The 25,798-nt window shown below is 70.5% G+C and carries 23 protein-coding genes; 12 read left to right on the forward strand and 11 right to left on the reverse strand.

Features of this window, described 5'->3' with window-relative positions; translation table 11 throughout:
- Window positions 1–201 precede the first annotated feature (201 nt).
- Window positions 202–1,002, forward strand: coding sequence for a hypothetical protein (locus ACIBSW_RS40325; RefSeq protein WP_404799612.1), 801 nt, complete (start codon window positions 202–204; stop codon window positions 1,000–1,002).
- Here ACIBSW_RS40325 and ACIBSW_RS40330 read toward each other — a convergent pair.
- Window positions 999–1,328: a hypothetical protein gene (locus tag ACIBSW_RS40330; protein ID WP_354725747.1), complete on the reverse strand. Its 330-nt coding sequence runs from the start codon at window positions 1,326–1,328 to the stop codon at window positions 999–1,001. The two genes, ACIBSW_RS40325 and ACIBSW_RS40330, sit on opposite strands and share 4 nt — an antisense overlap.
- Before the next feature lie 100 nt (window positions 1,329–1,428).
- On the reverse strand, window positions 1,429–2,814 hold the full coding sequence (locus tag ACIBSW_RS40335) for an FAD-linked oxidase C-terminal domain-containing protein (protein WP_354725749.1): 1,386 nt from the start codon (window positions 2,812–2,814) through the stop codon (window positions 1,429–1,431).
- Between the two features lie 39 nt (window positions 2,815–2,853).
- On the opposite strand from ACIBSW_RS40335, the gene ACIBSW_RS40340 reads away from it, so the two are divergent.
- Window positions 2,854–3,426 (forward strand): TetR family transcriptional regulator, encoded by a 573-nt coding sequence (locus ACIBSW_RS40340; RefSeq protein WP_354725751.1) that lies wholly within the window; start codon window positions 2,854–2,856, stop codon window positions 3,424–3,426.
- Here ACIBSW_RS40340 and ACIBSW_RS40345 read toward each other — a convergent pair.
- Complete coding sequence (locus tag ACIBSW_RS40345; protein ID WP_354725753.1) at window positions 3,423–3,722, reverse strand: hypothetical protein; 300 nt, start codon at window positions 3,720–3,722, stop codon at window positions 3,423–3,425. The two genes, ACIBSW_RS40340 and ACIBSW_RS40345, sit on opposite strands and share 4 nt — an antisense overlap.
- A gap of 93 nt (window positions 3,723–3,815) precedes the next feature.
- On the opposite strand from ACIBSW_RS40345, the gene ACIBSW_RS40350 reads away from it, so the two are divergent.
- Together ACIBSW_RS40350 and ACIBSW_RS40355 are read left to right on the forward strand one after the other, a co-directional pair.
- Window positions 3,816–5,360, forward strand: a complete 1,545-nt coding sequence (locus tag ACIBSW_RS40350) for a sodium:proton antiporter (RefSeq protein ID WP_354725755.1) — start codon at window positions 3,816–3,818, stop codon at window positions 5,358–5,360.
- Window positions 5,361–5,393: 33 nt separating this feature from the next.
- Window positions 5,394–6,440: a PIN domain-containing protein gene (locus tag ACIBSW_RS40355; protein WP_354725757.1), complete on the forward strand. Its 1,047-nt coding sequence runs from the start codon at window positions 5,394–5,396 to the stop codon at window positions 6,438–6,440.
- Here ACIBSW_RS40355 and ACIBSW_RS40360 read toward each other — a convergent pair.
- Both ACIBSW_RS40360 and ACIBSW_RS40365 read right to left on the reverse strand, forming a co-directional pair.
- Complete coding sequence (locus ACIBSW_RS40360; protein WP_354725759.1) at window positions 6,437–8,923, reverse strand: S8 family serine peptidase; 2,487 nt, start codon at window positions 8,921–8,923, stop codon at window positions 6,437–6,439. The two genes, ACIBSW_RS40355 and ACIBSW_RS40360, sit on opposite strands and share 4 nt — an antisense overlap.
- Window positions 8,924–9,029: 106 nt before the next feature.
- On the reverse strand, window positions 9,030–9,440 hold the full coding sequence (locus tag ACIBSW_RS40365; RefSeq protein ID WP_354725761.1) for a hypothetical protein: 411 nt from the start codon (window positions 9,438–9,440) through the stop codon (window positions 9,030–9,032).
- A 172-nt stretch (window positions 9,441–9,612) separates the two neighbouring features.
- Between ACIBSW_RS40365 and ACIBSW_RS40370 the strand changes: the two genes are divergently transcribed.
- Window positions 9,613–10,713 carry a calcium-binding protein gene (locus tag ACIBSW_RS40370; RefSeq protein ID WP_354725763.1) on the forward strand — a complete coding sequence of 367 codons (1,101 nt, stop codon included), beginning with the start codon at window positions 9,613–9,615 and terminating at the stop codon, window positions 10,711–10,713.
- A 39-nt stretch (window positions 10,714–10,752) separates the two neighbouring features.
- Here ACIBSW_RS40370 and ACIBSW_RS40375 read toward each other — a convergent pair whose 3' ends face one another.
- Both ACIBSW_RS40375 and ACIBSW_RS40380 read right to left on the reverse strand, forming a co-directional pair.
- Window positions 10,753–11,151: a hypothetical protein gene (locus tag ACIBSW_RS40375; protein WP_354725765.1), complete on the reverse strand. Its 399-nt coding sequence runs from the start codon at window positions 11,149–11,151 to the stop codon at window positions 10,753–10,755.
- A 198-nt stretch (window positions 11,152–11,349) separates the two neighbouring features.
- Complete coding sequence (locus tag ACIBSW_RS40380) at window positions 11,350–13,272, reverse strand: ABC transporter ATP-binding protein (protein ID WP_404799613.1); 1,923 nt, start codon at window positions 13,270–13,272, stop codon at window positions 11,350–11,352.
- A 467-nt stretch (window positions 13,273–13,739) separates the two neighbouring features.
- Between ACIBSW_RS40380 and ACIBSW_RS40385 the strand changes: the two genes are divergently transcribed.
- Window positions 13,740–14,306: a sigma-70 family RNA polymerase sigma factor gene (locus tag ACIBSW_RS40385; protein ID WP_354725766.1), complete on the forward strand. Its 567-nt coding sequence runs from the start codon at window positions 13,740–13,742 to the stop codon at window positions 14,304–14,306.
- Between the two features lie 7 nt (window positions 14,307–14,313).
- Window positions 14,314–15,429 (forward strand): CU044_5270 family protein, encoded by a 1,116-nt coding sequence (locus ACIBSW_RS40390; protein WP_354725822.1) that lies wholly within the window; start codon window positions 14,314–14,316, stop codon window positions 15,427–15,429.
- 367 nt (window positions 15,430–15,796) lie between these two features.
- On the opposite strand, the gene ACIBSW_RS40395 is transcribed toward ACIBSW_RS40390, so the two are convergent.
- The 3 genes from ACIBSW_RS40395 to ACIBSW_RS40405 form a co-directional block, all read right to left on the reverse strand.
- Window positions 15,797–16,117 (reverse strand): hypothetical protein, encoded by a 321-nt coding sequence (locus tag ACIBSW_RS40395; RefSeq protein WP_354725768.1) that lies wholly within the window; start codon window positions 16,115–16,117, stop codon window positions 15,797–15,799.
- A gap of 317 nt (window positions 16,118–16,434) precedes the next feature.
- Window positions 16,435–18,159, reverse strand: a complete 1,725-nt coding sequence (locus ACIBSW_RS40400; protein WP_354725770.1) for a hypothetical protein — start codon at window positions 18,157–18,159, stop codon at window positions 16,435–16,437.
- The gene (locus ACIBSW_RS40405; RefSeq protein WP_354725772.1) at window positions 18,149–18,838 is read right to left on the reverse strand and encodes a hypothetical protein; all 690 of its coding nucleotides are present in this window, start codon (window positions 18,836–18,838) and stop codon (window positions 18,149–18,151) included. The genes ACIBSW_RS40400 and ACIBSW_RS40405 overlap by 11 nt, the downstream gene beginning before the upstream one ends.
- Here ACIBSW_RS40405 and ACIBSW_RS40410 point away from each other — a divergent pair.
- The 5 genes from ACIBSW_RS40410 (at window position 18,831) to ACIBSW_RS40430 (ending at window position 23,341) form a co-directional block, all read left to right on the forward strand.
- Window positions 18,831–19,316, forward strand: coding sequence for a hypothetical protein (locus ACIBSW_RS40410; RefSeq protein ID WP_354725774.1), 486 nt, complete (start codon window positions 18,831–18,833; stop codon window positions 19,314–19,316). The genes ACIBSW_RS40405 and ACIBSW_RS40410 overlap by 8 nt on opposite strands.
- 155 nt (window positions 19,317–19,471) lie before the next feature.
- The gene (locus ACIBSW_RS40415) at window positions 19,472–19,870 is read left to right on the forward strand and encodes a hypothetical protein (RefSeq protein ID WP_354725776.1); all 399 of its coding nucleotides are present in this window, start codon (window positions 19,472–19,474) and stop codon (window positions 19,868–19,870) included.
- Between the two features lie 585 nt (window positions 19,871–20,455).
- Window positions 20,456–21,052, forward strand: a complete 597-nt coding sequence (locus ACIBSW_RS40420; RefSeq protein ID WP_354725778.1) for a hypothetical protein — start codon at window positions 20,456–20,458, stop codon at window positions 21,050–21,052.
- Window positions 21,053–21,068: 16 nt separating this feature from the next.
- A complete protein-coding gene (locus ACIBSW_RS40425) occupies window positions 21,069–21,956 on the forward strand; it encodes a hypothetical protein (protein ID WP_354725780.1) in 888 nt (295 codons plus the stop codon).
- A 173-nt stretch (window positions 21,957–22,129) separates the two neighbouring features.
- Window positions 22,130–23,341, forward strand: a complete 1,212-nt coding sequence (locus ACIBSW_RS40430; RefSeq protein ID WP_354725782.1) for a serine/threonine-protein kinase — start codon at window positions 22,130–22,132, stop codon at window positions 23,339–23,341.
- A 195-nt stretch (window positions 23,342–23,536) separates the two neighbouring features.
- Here the strand turns inward: ACIBSW_RS40430 and ACIBSW_RS40435 are convergent, their stop codons facing one another.
- Window positions 23,537–24,985 (reverse strand): diguanylate cyclase domain-containing protein, encoded by a 1,449-nt coding sequence (locus tag ACIBSW_RS40435; RefSeq protein ID WP_354725784.1) that lies wholly within the window; start codon window positions 24,983–24,985, stop codon window positions 23,537–23,539.
- Window positions 24,986–25,798: the final 813 nt, after the last annotated feature.

Below are 25,798 nucleotides of genomic sequence, written 5' to 3' on the forward strand. Positions count from 1 at the left end.
AAGCTAAGCCCTCCAGCGCCGATGGTACTGCACTCGGGAGGGTGTGGGAGAGTAGGACGCCGCCGGACTTAACGTGATAGGAAAGGCCCACCCCGCAAGGGGTGGGCCTTTTCTGCGTTTGCATGACATCATGACCCGATGCATCGTGTAGCCGGCGCGGCCGGTGGGTAACAGATGCTCGTGGCTGTCCGGGTTGGAGTGTTGGCCGTCGCCGTAGGGCTGATGGCGGGCTGCTCAATGGCCGACGACGGCGGGCGCGACTACAACCCCGACCATCAGCCCGGCTATGTGACTCCCGATCAGCGGGCTCCCGGACCGACGCCGACCTGGCCGGGAGGCGGGACCGGGCTCGGGCTTCCGGGCATCGGCCAGGCCGAGCCGGGCGAACCGGATCACATCGTCCGTGGCGGCTCCGTCGCCTCCGGCAAGCCGGCCAAGTTCGCGCTGATCAACGGCGCGGACGTCGTCCGCGTGGCGGTGGGTGATCTCGGCGGCGACCTCTATCAGGTCTCCACCCCGGCGGAGTCCAGCGTGGTGCCCAAGGTCGACGTCGACGGGTCCAGCGTCGTCGCCGGGCTGCGGGACGGTGGGCGCGACGGCCTCGCGATCGTCAACGTCGTGCTCAGCGACGACGTGCGCTGGGAGGTCCGCCTCGCCGGCGGGGCCAGCGACCAGGCAGTGAACCTCACCGGGGGTCCCGGCGGAGACGTCGACTTCGCCGCGGGTACCAGCCGTGCCGAGGTGACGTTGCCGGCGGGTCGTGGGACGCAGCGGGTCATGCTCAGGGGCGGTGCGAGCCGGCTGGTGGTGCACCTGACCGGGCAAGCGCCGGTACGCGTCGCCACCGGAAGCGGGGCGGGCGAGGTCACCATAGACGGGCAGACCCGGACCGGGGTGTCCGGCGGATCGGTATTCGTCGCACCGGGCTGGGAGGCCACGGCCGATCGGTTCGACATCGACGCCACCAGCGGGGTGTCGTCGCTGACGGTGGCCCGGGGCTAGCCCGCCCGGCGGGACCGGAGCCGTTGGGGTGGAACACCTGCGGCGGTCAGCTGGATCGCGATGGCGGCCGACGAGTTGTCCATGAAGACCACGACGTGGTGGTCGTCGGCGAGATCGCACAGGGCGGCCAGCGTGCCCAGGTTGATCGGATCGACATCGGACACGTCGCCCAGGTCGAGGATCAGGCGCGCCGGGCGCACGTGGCGGACGGTGTGTACCAGTACCTGCCGGAAGTGGACGGCGCATTCCAGCCCCATCTGACCGTGCGGCTGCACCACCACACTTCCGTCCACGCCCTTGCGGACGTCGACGGCGGTGTTCGACATCGGACTGCCTTCCGTCACCGTGCGTTCGCCGAGCGGTCAGCGTATGACGGTTCCCCGGCCGGGTCGACCCGTCCGCCGTGCGAATTTGCGCGGTGCGGGACTAGATGCCGACGACCTTGCCGGGATTGAAGAGGTCCAGGGGATCCAGCGTGCGCTTCAGCGCCTGCATCATGGACAGCGCCGGCGGGTCCAGCTCCTGCCGCATGCCCGCGCGTTTCAGCAGGCCAACGCCGTGTTCGCCGGTGACCGTACCCCCGAGGGCGATCGCCGCGGTGAGTATCTCGTCGAAGGCCCGGTGTGCCGCGACACGGGCTGCGTCGTCACCGGTCGGCGTACGGATAAGGGGGTGTAGGTTGCCGTCACCCGCGTGGGCGATTGTCGCAATTGCGATGCCGTGCCGGGCGCCGATCGCCTCGATCGACGCCAGCATCGCCGGCACCCCGGACCGGGGCACGCAGACGTCCTCGGTCAGCACCGGGCCGAGGCGCTCCATCGCCGGATAGGCGAGCCGGCGGGCGGCGAACAGCGCCTCCGCCTCGAGCTCGTCCGTGGAGTGCTCGGCCCACTGCGCGCCCGCGTCCCGGAACACCCGGGCGAGCGCGGCGGCCTCGTCGTTGCCGGCCTCGCCCGGCGTGTCCACCTGGGCGAGGAGCAGCGCCTCCGCGTTCGCGGACAGGCCCAGGTGCTTCCACTCCTCGACGGCCCGCAGGCTGGCCCGGTCCAGCAGCTCCAGCGCGGTGGGCAGCAGACCCGCGCGGGTGGTCGCGGCCACCGCGTTTCCCGCGGCCACGACGTTGTCGAAAGCGCCGACCACCGTACGGGGTGCAGCGGCGCGGGCCGGCCGCAGGCGCAGCGTGACCTCGGTGACGACGCCGAGGGTTCCCTCCGAGCCGACGAGGAGCCCGACCAGGTCGTACCCGGCGACGCCCTTCGTGGTGCGGCGGCCGACGCGGACCGCCGTACCGTATGGGCCCGCCGGGCCGCCGACCACGGCCTGCAGGCCGAGGACGTAGTCGCGGGTGACGCCGTATTTGAGGCAGCAGAGGCCGCCGGCGTTCGTCGCCACGTTGCCGCCGATGGTCGACCAGGGCGCGCTCGCCGGGTCGGGCGGATACCAGAGGCCGTGCGCCGCGACCGCCGCCTTCAGGTCGTCGTTGACGACGCCGGGCTGGACGATCGCGATCATGTTGTCCGGGTCGATCTCCAGGATCCGGTCCATTCGGGACAGGTCCAGGATGAGGCCGCCGTCGACCGCGTTCGCGCCGCCGGACAGGCCGGTGCCCGCGCCCCGGGTGACGACCGGGATCCGGCGCGCCGCGCAGGCCGCGACGATCGCGGTGACCTCCTCGGTCGTGCGGGCGCGGACCGCGCCGACCGGACGGCCGACGGGTGCCCACTCGGCGTCGTCGTGGCTGAGCGAGTCGAGCACGTCGGGGTCGGTGATCAGGTCGAGGCCGGGCAGGTCGTCGGGGTGAATCGTCGACATGCTCCGACCCTAAGGCGCGAGACCCACCATGATTGCCGGGTGGCCGAGGGTTATCTGAAGGGACGGATCCGTCGGGAGGACATCGTCACGGCGGCGGTGGAGGTGTATGCGGAGGCCGGGTACCACGCCTCGTCGCTGCGGGAGGTCGCCCGGCGCGTCGGCATCACGCACGCCGGCCTGCTGTACTACTTCCCGACCAAGGAGGCGCTGCTCGCGGCCGTACTGGAACGCCGTGACGCGGAGGACGCCGAGCGGGAGCCGCTCGCGGAGCCGGCCGGCCTCGACGCGCTGCGCCGGCTGATCGCGCTCGCCGGCCAAAATGCCGAGGTCTACTCGCGGCTGGCCGCCGAGGCGGTCACGGAGGGACATCCGGCCCACGCCTACTTCGAACGGCAGTACGCGGCGGCCCGCCGGGACGCGGTCGACTCGTTCCGGGTGCTCGCCGAGCGCGGTGAGCTGCGCGAGGGCGTCGACCCCGGGTACGCGGGGCTGAACCTGGTGGCGCTGGTGGACGGCCTGCGGGTCCAGTGGCTGTCCAACGGCTCCGCGGTTGATCTGGCCGGTGCGCTGAGCTTCCACCTGCAGGACCTGCTGACCGTCCCGCTCGACTAGGACTCGGGTTCCGCGTCCGCCTCGCGGCGGCGACGGGCCCGAAGCCAGGCGATGCTCGCCGCGGCGCCGACGACGCCGACGAGCGCGATCTTGAAGCCGACCTTGCTGAAGATCAGGTGGCCGAGTGACCGTACGACCGCGCCGGTCCACCACGAGGGCTCGGTCAGGCGCCCCCAGTCGGCCCGGAACTGCCAGTCGACGATCCACCAGCCCAGGGCGATGACGGCCAGCCCTCCCGCGCCGGCCAGCACGGCGGCGAGGATCAGATGCTTTGCGCGTATCTGAGGCTGATTCACCAGTTCAGCGTAGGAAGCGGCGGCCACTCTCGGCATCAGTCCGCGGACCGAATCCTCCCTATATCGAAAGTGGTGGGCTCTAACCTGATGCTCATGGAAGGCGTGCAGCTCCTGCTCATCATCGGCGTCGGCATCGCGGTTTCGGCGGTCGCCCGGAAGCGCAACATCGAGCCGGGAATGATCATCGTGGTGCTCGCCGCGGCGGCGTCGTTCATCCCGGCGATGCCGCGGCTGGAGCTGGACAGCGAGTTCATTCTGGCGGTCGTGGTGCCGCCGCTGCTCTACTCGGCGACCCGCGGGGCCTCGTTCGGGGCGTTCGGTGCCAACCTGCGGGCGATCGTGTCGCTCGGGGTGCTGCTGGTGCTGCTCACCACGGGCGTGCTCGGCCTTGTCGCGTCCTGGGTGCTGCCGACGATCGGCGCCGCCGCGTTCGTGCTCGGGGCGGTGCTCGCGCCGCCGGACACGATCACCACGGTGTCGCACGGGGACGAGATCGGGCTACCGAAGCGGGTCACCTCGATCCTCACGGGGGAGAGCCTGGTCAACGACGCGACCGCGCTCACCCTGTTCAGCATCGCGATCGGCGTGGTGGTCCGCGGGGAGCACACGTCGTTCGGGCACGGGGCGGCGGAGCTGCTGCGGAACGCGTTGGTGGGCATCGGCATCGGGGCGCTGTTCGCGATCGTGACACTGTGGATCCGCAAGCGGCTGGGCAATCCGACGCTGGAGACGGCGCTGGTGCTGCTGGTGCCGTTCACCGCCTTCCTGGTCGCCGAGGCGGTGGAGGCCTCGGGAATCCTCGCGGTGGTGGCGGCCGCGTTCTCGATCAGCATCAACCTGACCCTCGACCCGAGACATCAGTACCCGGGCGCGTACCGCACCCGGCTGCAGGAACAGGCGCTCTGGCCGGTGCTGGACTTCGTACTGGAGACGTTCGTCTTCGCGTACATCGGCTTGCAGTTGCGGTTTGTGCTCGAGGAGCTGGCGCGTTCCGCGGAGCCGGGGCTGGTCCGCACCCTGGTGGCCGCCGGCACGCTGCTGGTCGTGGCGATCGTGTTCCGGCTGGTCGCGGTCTACCTGCTGTTCGGGCGGTGGCGGCTGCGCGACCTGATGGTCCGGCGGCGAATCGAGCGGGACGCCTCCTTCCGGGCCGCCCACGAGGAGCGCATGCGGCGGCGGAGCCGGCGCGGCGGCGAGCCGCTCGGCCCGCCGACGCAGCGGGAGACGCTGCTGGTCGGCTGGATCGGCATGCGCGGCATCCTCACCCTGGCCGCGGCCGGCTCGGTACCGGCCTCGGTGCCGGGCCGGGACGCGATCCTGGCGATCGCGCTGCTCGTCACGCTCGGCACCCTGCTCATCCAGGGCACCACGATCGGCTGGCTGACCCGGCGGCTGCGGTTCGACCTGAGCGCCGAGTGGGAGCAGGAACGGGAACTCCTCCGGCGCGGCCGGCAGATCCTGGCCGAGGCCTCCGCGGAGCCGGCCGCCGACCCGGACGCCACGTTCGAGGCGCAGCGGCTGGCGCTGGGCCGGGCCGTGAGCGAGCGGCGGCTGACCGAGGAGATCGCCCGCGCGATGATCGAGGACATCGACCTGCGCCAGGCCGCCCGGCACACCATGCCTTCGGCGCATAGCTGACCGCCGGCGGGCGGCCGCGCGTACGCTGGCCTCGTGGATCAAGAAGAACGCATCGCACTGTTCCTTGACTACGAGAACCTGGCGATCAGCGCGCGCGACCACCTGGGCGGCCTGCCGTTCGAGCTGAAGCCCGTCGCCGACGCGCTCGCCGAGCGGGGGCGGGTGGTGGTGCGCCGGGCCTACGCGGACTGGTCGTACTTCGACGACGACCGGCGGATGCTCACCCGCTCGCACGTCGAGCTCATCGACATCCCGCAGCGGATGGGCGCCTCGCGCAAGAACGCCGCCGACATCAAGATGGTGGTGGACGCCCTCGAGGTGGCGTTCGAGCGGGCCTACATCTCGACCTTCGTGCTCTGCACCGGCGACAGCGACTTCACCCCGCTGGTGCACAAGCTCCGCGAACTCAACAAACGCGTCATCGGGGTGGGTGTCGAGAAGTCGACCTCCGCGCTACTGCCCCCGGCCTGCGACGAGTTCCTCTACTACGACCGCCTCGAGGGCGTCGAGGTCCCGCCGCCGCGTTCCCGGCCCGGCCGGACGGTGAGCCCGCCCGAGGCGGCACCCCAGCCGGTGGTGGAAGCGCCCATGCGCGACGCCGACACGCTCGCCGCCCTGGTCGCGCAGACCGTTGCCGGCCTGCAGAGCAGCTCCAGCGGCACGGTGACCGCCTCGACGCTCAAGCGGACCCTGCTCCGCAAGGACCCCACCTTCAACGAGGCGGACTACGGGTTCCGCGCCTTCGGCGAGCTCCTGCGCCACCTGTCCGGTCACAACGTGGTCGAGCTGGGCGGTGGCTCGGCCAAGGGCGACCCCGAGGTCACCCTTCCGGAACACGGCGACCGGGAGGCCGCGTTCGCCCTATTGCGTACGGTGGTCTTCGACCTCGCCGGCAGCGACGGGTCGACGGCGCTCTCCGGTCTCAAGAATCAGGTACGCAAGGTGGCGCCCGACTTCAGCGAGAAGAAGCTGGGCTACCGCAGCTTCCTCCAGTTCTGCAAGGCGGCCGCTACCGGCGGCGCCGTCGACCTGAAGTGGAACGCCGACGCCGACGACTACCTGCTCACCACCGTCTCCTAGCTCCGGTACCAGGTGCGGGTGGTGGTGTAGGCGACGTTGCCGAGCTTGTCGTACGCGCGGATTCGTACCTTCATGGTCTTGGGCTGTTTCTTGGAGTTGAAGCTGAGCAGGTAGGCCGAGGCGGTGTCCTTGGCGACGACCTTGCCGTTGACGAGCAGCTCGACCCGGGCGATGCCGCTGGTGTCGGTGGCCTTGACCGAGACCTTGACGGTGCCCTTGACCTTGGCTTTGTTCTTGGGTGCCTTGGTGATGGAGACGGCGGGTGCCTTGTTGTCGGCGACGACGGTACGGGTGTAGGTGCGGGTGTTGCCGAGCTTGTCGCTCAGCCGCCAGCTGAGGTTGACGTTGCCGCTGAACGTGCCGGTCTTGACCGGGAGCGCGTAGGGCGCGGTCCGGTCGACGTCCACGTACTTGCCGTTCCACCAGAGCTCGGCCCGGGTGACACCGGAGACGTCGGCGACGCCGCTCAGGCCGGTGGTGAACGTGCCACGGACCTTCGTCCCGGAGGCCGGGCTGACCGCGGTCGCCGTCGGCCCGTCGTTGTCGACCACGACCCGGTTCTTGACCCGGACCTCGTTGCCCGCGAGGTCCTCGGCGACGACCTCGATGTCGCCGGACGCCGGCGGGACGATCCGGGCCTGCCAACCCCACACACCGACGTTCGTCATCGGTACGCCGTTGACCCTCACGGACCGTAGCGTCTCCCGGGACGTCTGGCTGAAGTGCACGTCCACCGCCCCGCGCACGTGCCGGCCGGACAGCGGCTCGTCGATGACGCCGGTCGGTGCGACGTCGTCGACCACGAGCGTCCGGGTCAGGCCCGTGATGTTGCCGGCCCGGTCGTACACGTCGAAGTAGATCTTCTGGTCGGCGATCAGCGTGACCTGGCCCGTCCACTGCCGCTCGCCGGTCGGCGTGAGCGCGGTCTCGTTGGCCTGTACCCGGACCACGTCGTCGGCCGTCGCGGTGAAGACGACGTCGACCGGGCCGCCCCGCACGAGCGCGCCCTCGAGCGGCGCGTCGATCGTTCCGGTCGGCGCGATGGAGTCGACCCGCACGGCCCGCGTCTGCTCGGCGCTGTTCCCGGCGTAGTCGTAGACCCGGACCTTGTACGACAGCCGGCCGTTCCAGCCTGCGGGCGGAGTCAGCTTCAGCGACTGTCCCGACCAGGCGTGGTCTTGCCGTACGACCGTGCCCTCCACCTCCAGCTCGGAACGCCGAATGGCATGGTCGTCGACGATGATGAGGCTCGGGTAGTAGGTCCTGCCGGTCACCAGCGGCACGTAGCCCGAGCCGGCGGTGTCGATCCTCGGCGCGAGGTCATCGGTGCCGCCGAGGTCGGACAGCAGGCCGGCGGCGTCCAGGACCGGTGGGTCCGCGGGGTCCATAGTGCTCTCACGCCCTGCCGAGGCGAGGACCGCCGAGCGTAGATCGGCCGCCGAGAGGCCTGGCTTCACGGACAGCCCAAGCGCCGCGACGCCGGACACGAGCGCCGCGGAGGCGGAGGTGCCCGCCAGCACCTGTGTCTGCGACTGCGCGTTCAGCGCCGCGTAGGTGCGGTAGGCGCTGACATCGACCCACCGGTCCCGCTCAGGGTTCCGGTTCGAGGCGTTCAGCGGAAGGCCTCCGATACCGGCGGAGCCCACGGCCAGCACCGGCTCGATCGCCGCGGGGTAGTGCGGCGCGATGCTGGAGTCGTCGCCTGCTGACGCGACGACGAGGGCGCCGTCCGCGGACGCGCGGGCTACCGCGTCCTCCAGCACCCGGCTGCGGGTGCCGGTGCTCAGTGAAAGATTGATGATGTGCGCGCCGTGCCCGGCCGCCCAGACGATGCCGGCCGCGACGGCCGAGGTGTACCCGGCCGCGGTGCCGGTCGTGCTGTGGCTCAGCACCCGTACCGGCATGATGCGGCACCGACCGCACACGCCGACGCCGCCGACGCCGTTGCCGTGCTGGGCGGCGATCGTGGTGGCGACCAGCGTGCCGTGGTTGTCGTCGTCGGCCGGGTCGTCGTCGCCGTCCACGAAGTCGTAGCCGGGCGCCAGCCGGTCGCTGCCGAGATCGCCGTTCGCGGAGACGCCGGAGTCGACGACGGCCACCGTGACCGACGGGCTGCCGGTGCTCCAGGTCCAGGCCGGCGGGATCTGGTTGAGCAGGCCCTGGCTCCGGTTCGTCGCCTCGTTCGGGTCGGCGTCGGCGCGCACCAGGCCGTCGCGCTCCGCGTAGCGCACGGCGGGGTCGGCGGCGAGTGTTGCGCGGGCGGTCGCCGCTCCGGCGGTCGGCACGTCGATGGTGATCGCGTCCAGCCCTTGCACCGGCTTGAGGCCGGAGGCCTGGTCACCCAGCACGGCCACGACCGCGGCCGGATCGGCGCCGGCGGCGAGGCCGACTACCAGGCGGGTTGCCGGGGTGTCGGCGGCGGCTGGCGCGGCAGTCAGCCCTACGACCAGGGCGGCTATCAGGCAAGAAGAGGTGACGCGCATCGATGGGCCCCCGCACCATAGATCCAGAGAGGATGGTTGATCTTAGGTCGGTCGATACGCTGCCGTCACGTCGATATTGATAACGATCCTGCGCGCAGCGGCGCGGTCACCTCGGTCCGTCAGAGTCCTCGACGGCTGGTGGGACAGACGGCGCAAACCAATCGCGAACGCTCGCACGGGTCGACAGCACCAGGTAGATCGCAGGCGAGGCGGCCTGGGCCAAGGCTGCCTGTGGACCATCGGCGAGCGTGTACCACGCCGCAAGGGCAAGTCCGATCCAGCACAGCGTCAGCAGAACCAGCCGCGCCCACCGCCAGCCCAGTTGGAGCGCTCGGGCCAGCGCGACGTAGAACGCCCCGTACAGCGCCTGCCCCCAGACGGGGAACAGGCCGGTGACACCTCCGACCGAGCGCCCCAAACCGATCAATGCGTACGCGATGACCAGTCCACCAGCGAGGTACAGCAGGATCGCCAACACTGTCACCAGGGGCGGCGTGGACGCGGGGCGGTCGGACATCGCGGTATTGAACCACTCTCGGCGCGGCGCCTCGATCCGAGTACCCACTATCGGCCTGGACGTCGTAACGATGCCGTTCTATGATCTTGGCCTCCGGCGGGTGAAGTCGCCCCACCGGTTCTCCGAGAGGATCCATGTGCCACGCTCCGCCTGGCTGACCCGTGTCGGTCTCATGCTGCTCACGACCGTCTCGATGGGTGCCCTCGCCGCGCCCGCGCAAGGCGCGCCCGCCGGGGTTGTCACCGTCGTGGAGAAGACCAAGGTGCAGTACAAGGCCGCGAGCGGCAAGCAGAACAAGGTCGTCGTCACCCGCTCCGGCCGTACCATCACGATCGACGACAAGGTCGCGATCCGGGCCGGTAAGGGCTGCAAGAAGGTCAAGGGCGACAAGACCAAGGTTCGCTGCACGCTGTCGAAGACGCCCACGAGGGTGCGGGTCTACACGTACGACCGCAACGACTCCGTGGTCAACAAGTCCGACCTGCCGATGACCGCGGACGGCGGTACCGCCAGCGACTCACTGACCGGAGGGCCCCGGGGCGACCGTCTCATCGGCGGCACCGGCGCAGACCGGCTCTACGGCCTGGGCGGCAAGGACTACCTCGATGGCCGTAACGGCAACGACCGGATCTACGGCGGGGACGGCGCCGACACCATTCACGGCTGGCTGGGCGACGACACCGCCCGCGGCGGCAACGGCGATGACTACGTGTGGGGCGAGGAAGGCAACGACAAGCTCTACGGCGACGCCGGCAACGACGACCTCAACGGCTACCAGGGTCGCGATCGCCTCGAAGGCGGTGCCGGCGACGACTGGCTCACCGGCGACGTGTACTCCGACGGTACGGCCGCCGACGTCCTGCTCGGCGGTCCGGGCGCGGACGAGGTCAACTACGGCGGCTACGAGAAGGCCGTCACCATCGACCTCGACGGCTCCGCGCGCGACGACGGCCTGGCCGGCGAGCACGACACCGTCGGCGCCGACGTCGAGAGGATCTACGGCGGCTGGGCCGGCGACCGGCTCACCGGCAACGCCGCCGACAACAGGATCATGGGTTACACCGGCAACGACATCATCTACGGCGGCGCGGGCAACGACGAGCTGTACGGCCTGGACGGTCGCGACAAGCTCTACGGCGGCGCCGGCGACGACTGGCTCGACGGCGACGACCTTCCGGAGGTCGCCGACCGGCTCGACGGCGGCGCCAACGGCCCACTGGGCGACGAATGCCTCCCGAGCAGGCACGACACGGTGGTCGGCTGCGAACGCTGAACCGTAGCGGCGGACGTGATGGGCCCCTGACGACTCCGGTCACCGGTGGCGATGGCCGGGCTGCTGTTTCTGGGCGCATCGCCGGCACACCAGCGGGCACGGGGTCAACGCGGCTGTGTCGGCGAGGCGGCTCTGGTGCAGGATCGTGGCGACGGTCTGCTCCAGGCTGGACGCCTCGTCGATGACCAGCTCGCCGGGCACGCCGAGCAGGTCGAGCGGGCTGTACCAGGAACGCATCGACGCCGCGCTGACATGGGCGAGGTCCTGGCGTCCGGCATGCCGGCGCAGCGTCTCGTCCAGCGACACGTCTAGCCAGAACGTGAACGACGGGCCCGGATGCCCGGCGATCAGATCCCGCAGCAGGGTCCCGTGCTGGCCGGTGTGCAGGATCCCGTCCAGGACCACGTGATATCCGGCGGCCAGCGCCGTGCGCGTCATGGTCAGGATGAAGTCCGGCGCGACCGTCGGGGTGCCGTCGCTGCCGTGCTCGCGGCAGCACGACCCGGCGCAGGTAGTCCTGCTCGATCAAGGCGCAGCCGCGGCCGTACCGGCGGCGTACTTCACGGGCCGCCGTCGACTTCCCGCTGCCGCTGTTCCCTCGGATGATCACCAACGTGGGTGACTCGGCGGTGCTGGTCATGCCGGGTCTCCGTTGGTCGTTGTCGGCGGCGGTGAGCCGGCGGAATCCTCGCGCGGCCGGTACCCGGCCGCCTGCAGCGCGTACAGGGTCGCGTACCGGCCGCCCGCCGTGATCAGCTCGGCGTGCGTGCCCTGCTCCGCCAACCTTCCGTCGTGCAGGACGAAGATGCGGTCGGCGTCGATGATGTTGGCGAGCCGGTGGGTGATCAGGATCGTGGTCTGTGTGCCCTGGCGAGAGCGGATCGACTGGAACAGGGCATGTTCGGCGCGCGGGTCGAGGGCCGAGGACGGCTCGTCCATCACCAGTAGCTCGGCGTTGCGGTAGAAGCCGCGGCCGGCGGTGATCCGCTGCCACTGTCCGCCGGACAACTCCTGCCCGTCTTTGAATGTGCGATCCAGCAGCGTCTCGTACCCGTGCGGCAGGGCGACGATCGGATCGTGGGCGGCGGCCTGCCGCGCCGCGGCCTCGATCCGCGGCTGTTCGGGTGTCGCGTCGAGGTCGCCCATGGCGATGTTCGTCGCCGCCGTGTACGGCCAGTGGTGATGCTCCTGCATCACCACCGCCATTCGGGCCCGCAACGCCTCGGTGTCCCAGTGGGTGAAGGGCCGGCCGTTCCACTCGATCGCCCCCTCGGTGGGGGTGCGGAGACCGGCGATCATCGCCGCGAGGGTGGACTTGCCCGAGCCGTTCTCCCCGACGAACGCCACCGTCTGCCCGGCCTCGATCGTCAGACTGACGCCGTCCACGGCCCGGTCGTCGCGGTCGGGATACTGCAGGCTCACCCCGTGCACGGTCAGCCTTCGCAACCGTGCCGGCTCCGATCGGGTACCGGATCCGCCGGCCGGTAGGTAATCGGCGGCGCGGTCCAGGAATTCGACGTACTGCTTCAGGAACTGGCCGTTGGTGAAGACCCGGTCGAGTTGGAACGTCACCGCGGCCAGCGCGCGTTGCGCGGCCTGCAGGGCGACCACGCAGGTCACCGACGCGGCCAGGGGGATCCGGCCGTCCGCGAGGAGCACGCCGAGCAGCAGCCACACGCCGCCCAGCCCGAGGCCGCCGATCGTCGCGCCGACGCTGGTCATCGTGGTCGTGCGCCGCGCCAGGTCCAGATCCACATCGGTCTGCGCCTGCATCACCCGGTCGAACTGGCCCAGCACGAAGTTCCGCAGGCCGTACACGCGCAGCTCGGGCGCCGAGTTCCGTTCGGCCATCTGCCGCTGCAGCACCCACAACCGGCGGCGGCGCACCGACCCGGCCACGTAGGTCGAGTACCGCAGATGCCCGGCCCGCAACGCCGCGTACGCGCTCGGCACCGTCGCGACCAGCAACGCGACCAACAGCAGTGGATTGATCACCACCACGGCCACCGCGACGGCACACAGGTTCACCAGGCCGGCGAGCATGTTCGCCGTCTCCTGCACCAGCGTGGCCGCGCTGTCCGGGCCGCGGGTCGCCCGCTCCATGTCGTCGGCGAACGCGTCCTGATCGAACGCGGACAGCTCCACCGCCGTGGTCGCCTCGAACAGGCGCCGCTCGGCGGCCTGCGTCACCCGTGGCGTCAGCCCGTTCTGCGCGTACCCGATAACGATGCCCAGCCCACCGCGGACCGCCGTCACCACGGCGAGCAGAACCAGCGCGGGCAGGGCGGCCTTGACCCGATCGGGTGTCGGACCGCCGGAGAACAACTCCACCAGCAGGCGCTGGGTCGAGAGCAGCCCGAAGGTCGACATCACCCCGGCCGTCACCGTGGCCGCGGCAACGACCACCGTGCGTACCCGATCCGCGCGCCAGCTGATCGCCGCCGCCTCCCGCACCAGGCCGGGCAGTTCCGCGAACACGCCGAGCACGCCGGTCTCCGCCCGCCGGCGGATCCCGACCTCCCACTCCGCCGCGCGTAACTCCGGCAATGCCGATTCCACCGCCGGCGGCGCCGCCTGGCTCGGAATCCGGTCTCCGGCGGTGGTCTTCCCCCTCGAGGCGCTCACCCGCGTGTACCTCCCCGAACCTCGCAGGAAGATGGATGCGTGCGTCGGCCGGTCATGGCATATCCGTACCGGCCGAAGAAGCTTCCTCCGACGCGACGCGCGCGGCCGGTCGCCGGTGCGGGGGCCTGGTGTCGCCTGCCCGAAGGATCCAGCCGTATCCCATCCACGCCTTCGTCCACAGTGACAACTCTGGATCAGATGTCCGTCGATCAGTACCTCGACCTCGGATATCGGCACGGGCGTACTCGAAGGGGTTCTGCCAACCACACAGCGCCGGCTGAACTGAAACCTCACCGGAGACGTGGCGCCTTAGCCGCTTCCTGGACTTTTCTCGCCTGCGCGTGTAATCGATCGCCCTGCCGCCGACAAGTACCCGTGTCAAGGAGCCCTGCGGAGGTGTGATGCGAGATCGGGAAGAGCGGCTCAGCGCGCTGTTCCGGCGACATGCCGACGACATCCATGCGTACGCGAGCTGGCGGGTCGGTCAGCAGGACGCGGCGGATGTGGTGAGCGAGGTGTTTCTGGTGGCTTGGCGGTCGTTGGACCGGGTCCGGGCGGGTGAGGAGCGGGGTTGGCTGTTCGGCGTGGCGCGCACGGTGGTTCTGGCCCGCCGCCGACAGGGCGCCGCCGCGGCCGCGCTGGACGAACGGATGGTCAGCTCGGTGGCCGCGCAGGACGCCTCGGATCGGCTCGCCGATGACGTGGCGCTGCGCGATCAGGTGCGCCGGGCGCTGGACACGCTCGGCGAGCGGGATCGCGAAGTGCTGGTCACAGCGGCCTGGTTTGACCTGACTCCGACGGAGGCGGCCCGGGTGCTCGGTGTCTCGCGGCCCACCTACGCGGTGCGGCTGCACCGTGCCCGCAATCGGTTCCGCGCCGCGTTTGAACGGATTTCCAAGGGCGTGGGCGGAGCCGTACAGACGATCGGCAATCCAGTGACTGTGCGAGAGGGACTTAATGAGTATTGATGACTTGGTGCGTCGGGGTCGGCCGGACTCGGCCGAGTGGGCGCGCAGCGAAGCAGGGCAGCGGGTGCTGGACGGTGTCGTCGCGGCCGATCCGGCCGCGGACTCGCCCGGTCGTGGGGCGAGGGCGTCGCGGCCGGTGCTGCGCTGGTCCTTCCTCGGTACAGGTCTGGTGGGGGCAACCGTGGCGGGGGCGCTGGCGGTGTCGGTGATTTCGGCGCCGGATGGGCAGACCGGCAACCCGCCGCCGGCCGGTGGGCAGCCGGGAGCCATCGGCGGCGCGACGCCGGTGGCGGCGCGCGACATTCTGCTCGCCGCGGCGACCAGAGCGGAGCAGGCGCCCGCCGAGGCAGGCAAGTACTGGCACGTCAAGACACTCGACGTGTACGGGCCGCGGCGGCTCGGCACCGGCTCCGCCGGGTACTGGATGCTGATGCGCAGCGTCACCGAGACCTGGGACGCCAGTGACTCGCGCGAGGCAAGCTGGAGGGGTCGTCGGGAGCTCGGCGTAGTGCCGTACAAGCCCGCGGACGAGCAGGCCTGGCGCGCGGCCGGCGCCCCGACCGAGTGGACGCTCGGCACCGACAGCCCGCACAAGGTGGTCGTGTCCGCCCACCCGGGCGAGGGCACCCTCGTCCGGGACACCAACCCGCCCCGCTACCTAGAGGACCTCGGTCAGTTCGGCCTGGAGCAGGTCCGAGCCCTGCCCGACGAGGAGGGCGCACTGCGTGCCTGGGTGACCCGCGGGGTCGAAACGAAGATGGACGCACCCGCCGGCAGCACACTGGGCAACTTCCTGCTGTCCGGCTTCCTGAGCCGGATGCTGCTGGACACGCCGGCGCCGCCGAAGGTGCGCGCCGCGGCGTTCCGGATCCTCGCCGATGTTCCTGGCGTGCGTAGCCTCGGCACCGTCCAGGACGAGAGCGGACGCTCCGGGCAGGGCGTGGAATTCCGCTTCGAAAGCAACACCGTACGGCTGATCGTCGATCCTTCGACGCACCGGCTGCTCGGCAGCAAGGAGAGCTCGACGGTGGAGGGCGGGAAGCATCCCGGCAAGCAGCGCAGCACGGTGGTGCTGACAGCGCAGTGGTCCGACGCCGCCCCGCAGGTGCCGACTGTGCCGTAGCGGTAGTCGCCGCTGTTTCTGAGCGCCCTACGCCGAAGCCGGCGGGGGCGCTCAGTGCAGTACTGACGACTGAAATCGGCACCGTACTGCTGCTGGAACGCTGCCGGCCGAGCAACACACTCGTCCAGACCGTGCTCGAATCCGAGCGGGACGGCTGTGCCGCACCCACCGGCGGTTTACCGGTTCCGTCCACTTCAGGCCATGTGCGACGCCTCGGCCGGCAAGTTCGACCATCGACTGGCCGCCGAACCAGGAGCGCTCGACGTGAACAGTCACCGACGCGGTCATGCCGAACGCGTACCCGGATTCATGACCGCAGACTCCGGGTACGCGCACGTTCAGCTGGGATCGGTGCTGTGCTGTCGAGTCAGCACGCCAGTGCAGTCACCTCTTTCACGACATCGGCAGTCTGCGGCTTCTTGGAATCGCACTGCATGATGCCGGTCCGTGATTGTCCCCATGAGCTGACGACACCGCTGGTAGCGACACCTCCGCATCGGTAGGTGAAGCTGGCCTCCACTCGTCGTACGGATTCGTATACCACCATTGCGCCGGGACCCTCGACGTTGAACTGGCCGGATGGGTCTGCACGAGGGGAAGTCTCGCCAATCTGCGCGACGTCAGGGCCGGCCTGTTTCGCGAACTCGGCGAAGACGAACGTGGCATCGACGGCAGTCGTCGCTTCCACGGCAGGCACGACGCTGCGGACCGATCGCAGCTCGGCATCGACCGGACCACCGTCCGGACTGCTGACCCGCGTTACGTCCGATACCTCGGTTACGACGACATGACGAGTCAACGGCCCCAGTGAAACAGTGCTGTCGCGACATTGCAGTTTGTGTGGGTTCGACGGCTGCTGCGTTCGCTGCCATGATCCGGTGCCCTCTCATCGGCATGAGCACGCCTCGTTGGGACGGTCGTCAGCGCCAACCGCCGGCACACCCCGACGCCGGACGCCGGGCCGGCGGATCAGGCCAGGTAAATCTCCCGACCCGCCGGCGGCGGTCACCGGCCGTGCCGCATGCCGGTGGGCAGCGCGCTCAACCGTTGTTCGGCGCCGTCGATCCGCAGCTCCGTACGCATGATCGCGTCCGCCCGGCCGAGGCGTTGGTAGGCGAAGCGCAGGTTCCGCAGGAAGACGAGTTCGCGTTCGAGGTAGGTGCCGCGCAGCACGTCGATGCCGGCGAGCAGGTCCAGCGCCTGCTCGTAACCGGCGGCCGCGGCGGCGTACGCGCGAACGCCGGCGAGGGCGTCGAGCGCCTGCCCGGCTCGGGCCTCGGCGGCCAGCCACCGGGCGTGCCGGCCGCTCGCCCCGGTGAGCCGGGCGTCCTGCCGCAGCCGGATGACCTCGGCGAATTCGGTGTCGGCGCGGCCCCAGGCGGGTTCGGCGCCGGACAGGCTGAGGCACTGGGCGGTCAGGCCGAGACCAAGGTGGGCCTTCATGTCGAGGAGCGGGTTGGGTTCCGGTACGGCCAGGGTGAGGGAGCGCTGGTAGTGGCCGGCCGCCTCGCGCAGGCGACGGACGTCGGTGCCGGCCGGCGCGCAGCGTTCCGGGGCGCGCAGGGCCTCGGCGAGACCGATCTCCGCGCGCCGGTATCCGCTGTCCTCGGCCAGCGCGCGGCGGAAGTGCTCCACCGCGCGGGCCGGGTCGCCGGCGCCGACCGCGTTGCCGATCATCAGGCGTACGACGGCTCGGCGGATCTGCTGGTCGCCCACGGTGGCCGCGACGACGTCGAACTCCCGGTCGGCCTCGCGGAACCGCTGCTCGGCGGCCGGGAAGTCCGCCAGCGCGTACGCGCCGAGCCCACGGACGAAGAGCACGACGGCGCTCAGGTAGTGCCGCGTGGCGGAGGTGAGTCCCTCGTTGAGGCTCAGGTTCTGTTCGACGACGTCGACCGGCTCGGTCAGGGTGATGTCGTGCCGGCCGGCGAACTCCGGTGTCTCGGCGAGGGTCCGGTCCGCGATGAAGATCTCGACGGTCGTGGTCAGCCGGTCCCCGGCGAGGTGCAGGGCCGGTCGCAGCACGACGTCGGCGCGGTGCTCGCCGGCGATCCTGGCCAGGGCGGCGTCCGCGCCGGACCCGGCGGCGGGCGGCTGGCGCAGGCGCCGGATCTGCAGCGACGACATCCCGCCCGCCCAGGCGCGCAGCTCGTGCTCGATCGACCGCTGCAGCCGCTCGACGACCTGGGGGCGGTGCTCGGTGCCGTACCAGGCCGGCGAGGCGAGCACGATGTTGTATAGGCCGGTCATCGGCGCCGGGCCGGGCTGTTCGCTGCCCCGCAGCGCGGTGGCGGTCACCAGCAGGATCACGGCCGCAACCAGGAGCCGTACCCGGCGCGGCCGGCGATGCGCCGGAAGGTCCGCGGCGACCGGCACGACCGGCGGGGCCTCATCGCGGCGGACCTGCTCGGCGAGGTTGGCCCGCTCCCATTCGACCCGCCAGCGCGGCAGGACGGTGGCGACTTCGCCGCCGCGTCCGCCGTGGCGCAGGCAGCCGATCACGTACGCCTGGGTGGTCTCCCAGGTCGGCAGGCGGCGACCGCTCGCCGCTTCGGAAAGCGTGCCGGACGCGCAGTGCGAAAGGCCGCTCAGGACCCGGTACGGCGGGGCAAGGCACTCCGTCCGCAGGTCCCGGAGCCGCTGGGCGAGGACGCGGCGATGCTCGGGGACCTCCGGGCCGAGCGACGTCTCCCGGCGGCCTCGCCTCGACGGCTCCCTCTCACCCGACATCGCGGGCCTTTCGCGCGACGGTGCAGAAGACGTTGCCCGACTGCGGGCCGAGGCCACCGATCTCCGTCGAGTCACCGAGATCCGGATGGCTCACCCCCCAGCAGGCCAGCGGGTCGCCCGGGGCGGTCCGCAGCACCGCATGCCCGCCGCCCCGCGCGTCCACCCGCACCGGGAACGACGTGCGGTACACGTGGAAGTAGTAGAGATTCAGCGCGACGGTGCTGTTCGGCGGGAACCCCGCGAGATACATGTGGACGTCACCGCCCACGACGATCCCGCCGGGTGGCCTGTCCAGCCAGAGCCGCGGCGTTCGAGGACGCACCACCTCGACCGTCTCGGTGATCTCCGTGCCCCGCTGCCGCGCCGAAATTCGGTATTCCCCCGCCGGATCCGCCGGCAGCCGCGGCCACCGGTGGACGAAACCCTCCTCCGCCGAGCCCCGGGCCAGGGTCGTGGTGATCGGTCTGCCGGTCGGCGGTGCCAGGGTGATCCGCAGTGGCTCCTGGTGCCGGAAGCCGGCGAAGCAGACGACGAACTCCGTCGGGATCACCGCGTCGCTGACGAGCCGGATGTCTCGCGGACCAGACTCGTGTTCGAAGGCACAGGTCTGCCCGCCACCGAAGAAGAAGGCCACCTGGTCCGGGACGCTCTCCGGCAGCGGATCCTGCCGCGTGAGCAAACCGGGCAGCAGCACCGGATCATCGCCGGTCGGTGACGGCTTGCCCGGGCCCGGTGTGGGTCTGACGGACGGGGGCCTGGTGGATGTGGGCACCGCCGGCTTCGCCGGGGTCAGCGTCGGCGTATCACCGCGGGGTGCGGGCGTCGTCGTGGGAGTCGCCGGCTCGCTGGTCGCGAGCCGTGAAGTCGGCGTCACCGCGATCGAACCGGGTCCGTACGGCCGGGGCACGGCGCTCGGCGACTGCCTGCCTGACGTGCTCAGGACGAACCCGGCCGCAGCCACCGCCACCGCGCCGGCGACGATCACCCACCGTCGCCACCCGGCCCTCGTCCGGCTCCCGTCGTCCACGCTTCGCCTCCCCCGCGAAAGGTGCGCATCCATCGTGGACACCAAGGCCACCAAACGCTCGAAACTGTCGGAATCCGGTCGGCGCATCGGCACGCCATTGTTCGGCCCCGGCCGCCGAACAAGCCACTGACCAGCGCGTACGACGCCCTTTGTTCGGCCTTGGACGAAGGCCCTGGGCAGGGGCTCGAGGTCGCCGGTAGACCGGTGGCAGCACTGATCCGGTGCTATGACAACCCACCCACGGAGGCAGTCATGACCACTCGGACCCGCTCGACAAGGAACGCGATGAGAAGCAAGCCACGCCGGATCGCCGTCGCCGCCGCGTCGTCACTGATCCTCACCGCCGGCGCGGCGATCGCCGGCGCCACACCCGCAGCCGCGGTGGACGGCGGCTGCTACCGCGGCGGCAACAACGGCTGGAACATCCTGGCGTGCATCAGCACCGCGGGCCAGTACATGTTCCCGGACTTCTACGTCGATGCGAAAGGGTCGCCCGCACTGTGCACGATCAGCATGTACGTCCAGCCGCAGACGACCTTCGTGGAAAGGTGGGTCAAGAACTACCCCTGCACCCTCGGGCATCACGGTCCCCAGGGCGTCAACCTGCCGGTCGGTGTGAAGTACCGGACCGTGGTCCGGGCGACCGGCAGCGAACCCGTGTTCAGCAAGTGGGTGTGGCGCTGATTCACCATTCATTCCGGTACGGCGTAGCGGGTCGACAAAGCAACACCACCTCCCTCGGCACAGGGAAGGGCGACCTGCCGACCGGTCACTGAAGTGCCGCCGGCGCCGGGCTGAGAGCGCGGAAGGCTTCGCAACGCGCCCAGCTCGGCACGGCCGGCAACCAGTGGCTCTGCGCTGGTCGTCGAACACGGGCAGGCTCTGCGCGCTCCACTTAGGTTGGCGCTTCGCCTAGAGCAGGACTCGCCGAGAGCACGTATGCCCAGTGGCCTCCATTTAGGTCGGTACGTGCGTGCTCGTAGATACGTGCTTACACGGATGTGGTGGCGGAGGGTAGCCGTGCAAGGTCAATACCGAAGCAAGGGGCGTCCGAAAAGGATTCCACCGACATCGGCTGGCGGCTCATCGGCTACGGCGTCAGCGCCGACGTCTAGCTGCCGGAACCGCTCAGGCCGAGGCACTCGGACGAGCCGGCCCCACCATCGTCGGACCCGCCAATCACGGGTCCGCAACCTTACACGGGAGGCATCTGCAATGGCTCTGAGGACTACACGCCGGTCGAGGTACCGCCTGTTCGCCACCGGACTGTTGACCATCGCAGGCACCCTGTTGACCCTCGCGGCAGCACCGTTGCCGGCTAGCGCCGAGACACCAACGGCCGGCAATCCAGATGTACGTGCCGCCGCGCAGCGCATCTCTCAGGGACGGCCGCTATCGGGGGACCTGGCACTGATCCGATCGGTGCCCGGGCTGGCCGAAAAGGTCGCCGACCCGAGCCGGATCACCGTCACCGAGTCTGAAGGACTGCTGGCCACTGGTTCGGCGCAGCCGAACGCGGCCGAGGTCTGCAAATATCGCTGGCAGGACCTCAGCCAAGGCTCGACGCTCGGCTTCACCATCTACACCTGGCGCCACTACGTGGAATGGTGCTACAACGGCCAGTCGGTCACCCGGTGGCGAACCCGGCTCGATCAAGTGACCTACAACGACGGCACCGTGATCGTCGGCGCGCTGCTGGTCGACATCAAGACTCCCACTCCGGGCGTGACGGCATCGTCTCGGTACCAGCGAGCCCTCCAACAGTGCGTGGCGACCGTCGGCTGCTGGGCCACCTACCTCCCCTGGAGCCAAATCAACGTCACCAGGACCGGAGGCTCGTCGGCCAGCTGGGGCGGTCTCATCTAGCGAGGGGAGTCGCACCATGAGTAAGGCATTACGAATAGGCGCTCGGCTGGTGGCTGCGGGGGCCCTTGTCGCGGGCGGCGCCGTGGTGGTGGCCAGCCCGGCTGCGGCGGCGGTGCCCGGTCTGGTGCGGATCTCGGCAACCAGCCCCAGCAACTCCGACGTATCCCGCAGCATCACCGCTACCTGCCCGGCCGGTAAGCAGCTTCTCGGCACCGGGTACGAGATCCACGACGGGTTCGGCAAAGTCGTCGTGAACAGCGTGCGGCCCAACGGTAGCCCGAAGCAACTTCCGACGGCGGTGACGGTGAGCGCGCAGGAGGGTGATTCAACCGCTGGCAACTGGTCGGTGACCGCCTATGCGACCTGCGCGAATCCGGTACCCGGGATGGTGAAGGTCTCAGCCACCAGCGCCAGCGATTCCGAACACTCGCATTCCGCCGAGGCGTACTGTCCGACGGGCAAAAGCCCGACCGGCTTTGGCTTTCACCTCAACGGTACGGGCGGTGACGCCCACATCTTTGTCCTTTCCAACTGGATGGCGAGAGGCGACGAACGGGCCAAAGTGGGGGTTTGGGCAAGAGAGACCGATCCGATTGCCGGCAACTGGACGTTGACCGCCTACGCGCTCTGCACTGCGTTGCCGGGCGTACAGGCGGTATGGGCAGCCAGCGGCCAGGACGGCAATGACTTCCACACCGCCACGGCGCGGTGCCCGGAGGGCAAGGTGATGACTACCGCCGGCTTCGATATTCAATATGACGTCGACAACATGGTCTCGGACGACCTACGGCTCAATGGCGGCAACGCGGCCGCCCCGAATGCGGTGACTGCGAGTGCTTACAAGCAGGACCCCAGCCAAGCCGATTGGCGAATCGTCGCCCGTGGCATGTGCGTCAACGCCTAACTGACAACGCACAGCTCGAAACGACCGGCGCCCTGCCCGACTCAATCGGACAGGGCGCCGGCCCCGCGTCAGGTGCTGACACCGGTTCCTGAGCCCTGGCCCGGCTGCCCCGGAAACGCGCTCGCCGGGGCGATAGGTTTCGTCCCCGGTGACCGGGGGCACCGAATGCGTCCGTGGAAAGCGGACAGGTGATCGCCGGGCGCTACCGGCTCCGGGAGCAGCTCGGCCGGGGCGGGATGTCGGTCGTCTGGCGGGCCGACGATGACGTGCTGGGCCGCGAGGTGGCGGTGAAGGTGCTGTCCGCCCGCCTGGCCGGCGACCCCCAGCAGCGGCGACTGATCCGTGACGAGGCGCGGGCTGCGGCGCGGCTGCGGCACGCGAATGTCGTCGCCGTATACGACTACGGCGAGTTCACCGACGCGGGCTGCGCGCTGTCGTACGTCGTGATGGAGCTCGCCGACGGCCGGACCCTTGCCGACATGCTGACCGGCGGCAGGCTCCCGTGGAAAGTCGCGACGCTGGTCGGCGCCCAGGTCGCTGCTGCCCTGGCCGCGGCTCACGCCGACGGCATCGTGCACCGCGACGTCAAACCCGCGAACGTCATGGTGACCAGCGCGGGGGTGAAGCTGGTCGACTTCGGCATCTCGGCTGCGATCGGCGCGCTGGACGGCGCCGACGGCCAGCTCCTGGGCACCCCGGCCTATCTCGCGCCGGAGCGCATCGAGGGTGGCCCGGTCCAGCCGGCGACCGACGTGTACGCCCTCGGCCTGCTGATGTATCTGGCGCTGGCCGGGCAGATGCCGTGGGAAGCGTCGACCGTCACCCAGATGGTCAAAGCGCACGTGTACGCGAAACCGGCGGGGTTGCCGGCGATCCCCGGCCTCCCGCCCGTGGCCGCCCGGCTCGTGTCGCGCTGTCTGGCGAAACGACCCGCCGACCGGCCCAGCGCGATCGAGGTATCGGAGGTGCTCGGGGAGGTCGCCGGCCTGCCGTCCTTCGCCCTGCTACGCAGCGTGACCGCCCCGACGGTGGCGCTGCCCTCGGTGACCCGCCGGCCGCGCCGCCGGACGCTGCTGATCGCCGCTGGGGTGGCCGCCGCGGCGCTGATCGCCGGTGGCGCCTGGTCGGCCGGTGACCCTCCAGCGAAGCCGGCCACGGCTGAGGCGGTCGCGGAGCCCTCCGCTCGCGTGACCACCAGCGCGCCGGCGCCGAGCCCGTCCTCGTCCTCGCGCGCCGTACGGCCGGTGTCCGTGCGACCGCCCGCTCCGCCGGCGGGCAAGCCGCAGAAGGCAGCGGCCGCGCCGCCGCTAAAGGCGAAGTCGGCCCCGGCCGGCCCGGCAAAGGCGGCCAAGGCCCCGCGGCCGAAGAAGGCCCATAAGAAGTGACCGGCAGCCCCGTCGGCCGTAGGAAAGGCTCGTCTATGCCTAGCCCGTCGTGGGCGGATCACTCGCCGGCTGATGACGGCCCTGGCCGCTGTTCTTAGCCGTGATCCCGTGGCATGAAGGACCACCGTGCCGGAGCACGTGGCCTACGTTAGGGCGAATGGTTGCCCGGGAAGCACTCTGAGCAGCTCTTATGGATCAGTAAGCAGTCGGCGCAGCGTGCCGGCGCCTATCGCGGTTGTGCCGTTTGACCTCGTACATCCTGGTGTCCGCGGCGGCCATCAGGTCGTCCGCGCCAGTGTCGTGGCCGCCGACGGCGACGCCGATGCTGGCGCCGATGTTCACGAGCTGTTCCGGCAGGTCGAAGGGCAGACTCATGTCCGCCATGAGCTGCCCGGCCCGGGTCCGAGCGTCCGCCACATCGACGACACCGGTCAGAATGGCGGCGAATTCGTCTCCGCCGAGCCGGCCCAGTAGGTCCTGATCCCGCAGGCCGGCCCGCAGCCGTTGGGCGGCGGCCACCAGGAGCGCGTCGCCGGCGGCGTGGCCGTAGTTGTCGTTGACGGCTTTGAAGCCGTCCAGGTCGATGAAGAGCAGGGCTACGGATTCCCCGGCGGAGGCTTCCCGGAGCGCCGATTCCAGCACCCGGAGCACCTCCGCGCGGTTCGGCAGGCTGGTCAGCGGATCGTGCGCCGCGGCGTGGGCGAGCCGGGTCTGCTGGGCGCGCCGGTCGCTGATGTCGCGCTGGTTCGCCACGATGCCACGCACGGCCGCGTGGTCGAGGGCGTTACGCAGGGTGACCTCATGCCAGTGCCAGGTGCCGTCGCGGTGCGCGACCCGCAGTTCAAGACGGGCCTGGCTGTCGGCGCCGGCGTCGGCGACGTCGGCCAGGGCGGCGCGAGCCTGCTCCTGGTCGTCCGGGTGGAACAGGTCGAGATAGGCGGTGTTCAGCAGGTCGTCGGCGTCCCAGCCGCTGACCTGTCGCATGGCGGCGCTGACGTGGGTGAGCCGGCCGCCGGCGTCGATGACGGCGAACACATCCGAGGAGCCCTGCACCAATGCCCGGTAGCGTTCCTCGGCGCGTTCCAGGGTGCGCCCGGCCCGCTCGGCCCGGGCAGCGCTGAGTCCGAGGTTGCTCAGCCCGAAACCGCCCAGGAGCAGAAGGATGGCGGCGGCGACGTGCGAGTGGGCCGGGGCCACCACCGACGGTACGACGCCGAGTTGGACAGCGACCTGGATCGCAACGGTCGCCAGCACGGTGATCGCCGTTGCTGAGCGCCAGGCCTGGGAGCCAGACCAGCCGATGTGGAGGGTGCCGATCAGGATCACGGCGGCGGGCAGTAGGAAGCCCCAGCCGGCCAAGGCCAACACAACGCCGAGCAGTGTGGTGGCGTACAGCAATCGAAGTTTGACCCGGTTGTGCAGATGGCCGCCGCCGAGCCGACGCTGGAACCGTTCGCTGCCGGACGCGCCGAACAGGCTGGCCAGCGTCGCCAGCAGCAGCGGCTCCCCACGGACGGCACCGAGCTGTTCGCCCCACACCGCCAGCGCCCAAACCATGAGGAAAAGGGCCGGCGTGCCCACCCAGAGCGGGACGACGTCGGTCGTCGGAATCGCGCCGAGTGTCCGCGGCCGCGCTTGCGTCACGTCACTCCTTCGCCTTGGGGCTGCTTAACGCCAGTCATCGGACGACAGGAGCCCGATCTGAGGAAACGGGTCAGCGGTAGGTCAAGACGCGGCGGATTACCAGCGGCCCGACGGCGGCGCTGGGGCGTGTTCGGCGTTGGGGTGAGTTCGCCGGAGCCGATCCCAGTGGACCGCTCAGGGTGGGCCGTCAAAACCTGGCAGCCTGCGTCCACCGCCGGCAACGCTGCTGAGGCCGACGAAGCATCGCCGACGAGGCCCGGCACATGCGCCAGCGTTTTCTCGGGCAGGAGAACCGTTGCCGGGTTCGCGGCCAGTACATGCAGGAGCTCCACGGTCACCGCGCTCAGGTACGCCTGCGACATGCAGGCCGTAGGCAGAAGCGACGAGCGGGCCGGCGTCAGCTACTTTCGCGGATCACGCCGGGCTCCAGGGCAGAGGTGCGCCAACGCCCGATCGATCTCGTGGGAGACGGGCTTCCGTTCCTGCCCGAGGGCGGCGGCGCGGCCTGCATGCACCCCCTACGGCGCGCCGGCTCAGGGACTAGTGCCGCCGTGACCGTTTGGCGGCGGTCATCATCGCGGCGTGCTCCTGCCGCGCCGGCAGCACCAGCCCCACATCGGGCGAAATGGCCGATCGACGCGGTTTTCCACCCCCGAAATCCTCAGGTTTCGCTGTTCGGTTGGTTCGCAACCGGGCGGCACCTGTTCGGGACCGGAGTGCGCACCGGGCGGACCGGATTGTTCTCCCCATGCCCGGCCGAACCTGCGGCCGGACAACGGGGGGAAACCGAAAGTGCGTATCAAGTTTGCGAAG

The sequence above is a fragment of the Actinoplanes sp. NPDC049668 genome (assembly GCF_044465445.1).
Classification (GTDB): domain Bacteria; phylum Actinomycetota; class Actinomycetes; order Mycobacteriales; family Micromonosporaceae; genus Actinoplanes.

What these genes read in the sequence shown, in the direction of transcription:
- ACIBSW_RS40330 (WP_354725747.1), bottom strand. Translation starts at nt 1,328, where the DNA reads ATGTCGAACACCGCCGTCGACGTCCGCAAGGGCGTGGACGGAAGTGTG.
- ACIBSW_RS40335 (WP_354725749.1), bottom strand. Translation starts at nt 2,814, where the DNA reads ATGTCGACGATTCACCCCGACGACCTGCCCGGCCTCGACCTGATCACC.
- ACIBSW_RS40350 (WP_354725755.1), top strand. Translation starts at nt 3,816, where the DNA reads ATGGAAGGCGTGCAGCTCCTGCTCATCATCGGCGTCGGCATCGCGGTT.
- ACIBSW_RS40360 (WP_354725759.1), bottom strand. Translation starts at nt 8,923, where the DNA reads ATGCGCGTCACCTCTTCTTGCCTGATAGCCGCCCTGGTCGTAGGGCTG.
- ACIBSW_RS40365 (WP_354725761.1), bottom strand. Translation starts at nt 9,440, where the DNA reads ATGTCCGACCGCCCCGCGTCCACGCCGCCCCTGGTGACAGTGTTGGCG.
- ACIBSW_RS40370 (WP_354725763.1), top strand. Translation starts at nt 9,613, where the DNA reads ATGCTGCTCACGACCGTCTCGATGGGTGCCCTCGCCGCGCCCGCGCAA.
- ACIBSW_RS40375 (WP_354725765.1), bottom strand. Translation starts at nt 11,151, where the DNA reads ATGACGCGCACGGCGCTGGCCGCCGGATATCACGTGGTCCTGGACGGG.
- ACIBSW_RS40385 (WP_354725766.1), top strand. Translation starts at nt 13,740, where the DNA reads ATGCGAGATCGGGAAGAGCGGCTCAGCGCGCTGTTCCGGCGACATGCC.
- ACIBSW_RS40400 (WP_354725770.1), bottom strand. Translation starts at nt 18,159, where the DNA reads ATGTCGGGTGAGAGGGAGCCGTCGAGGCGAGGCCGCCGGGAGACGTCG.
- ACIBSW_RS40415 (WP_354725776.1), top strand. Translation starts at nt 19,472, where the DNA reads ATGAGAAGCAAGCCACGCCGGATCGCCGTCGCCGCCGCGTCGTCACTG.
- ACIBSW_RS40425 (WP_354725780.1), top strand. Translation starts at nt 21,069, where the DNA reads ATGAGTAAGGCATTACGAATAGGCGCTCGGCTGGTGGCTGCGGGGGCC.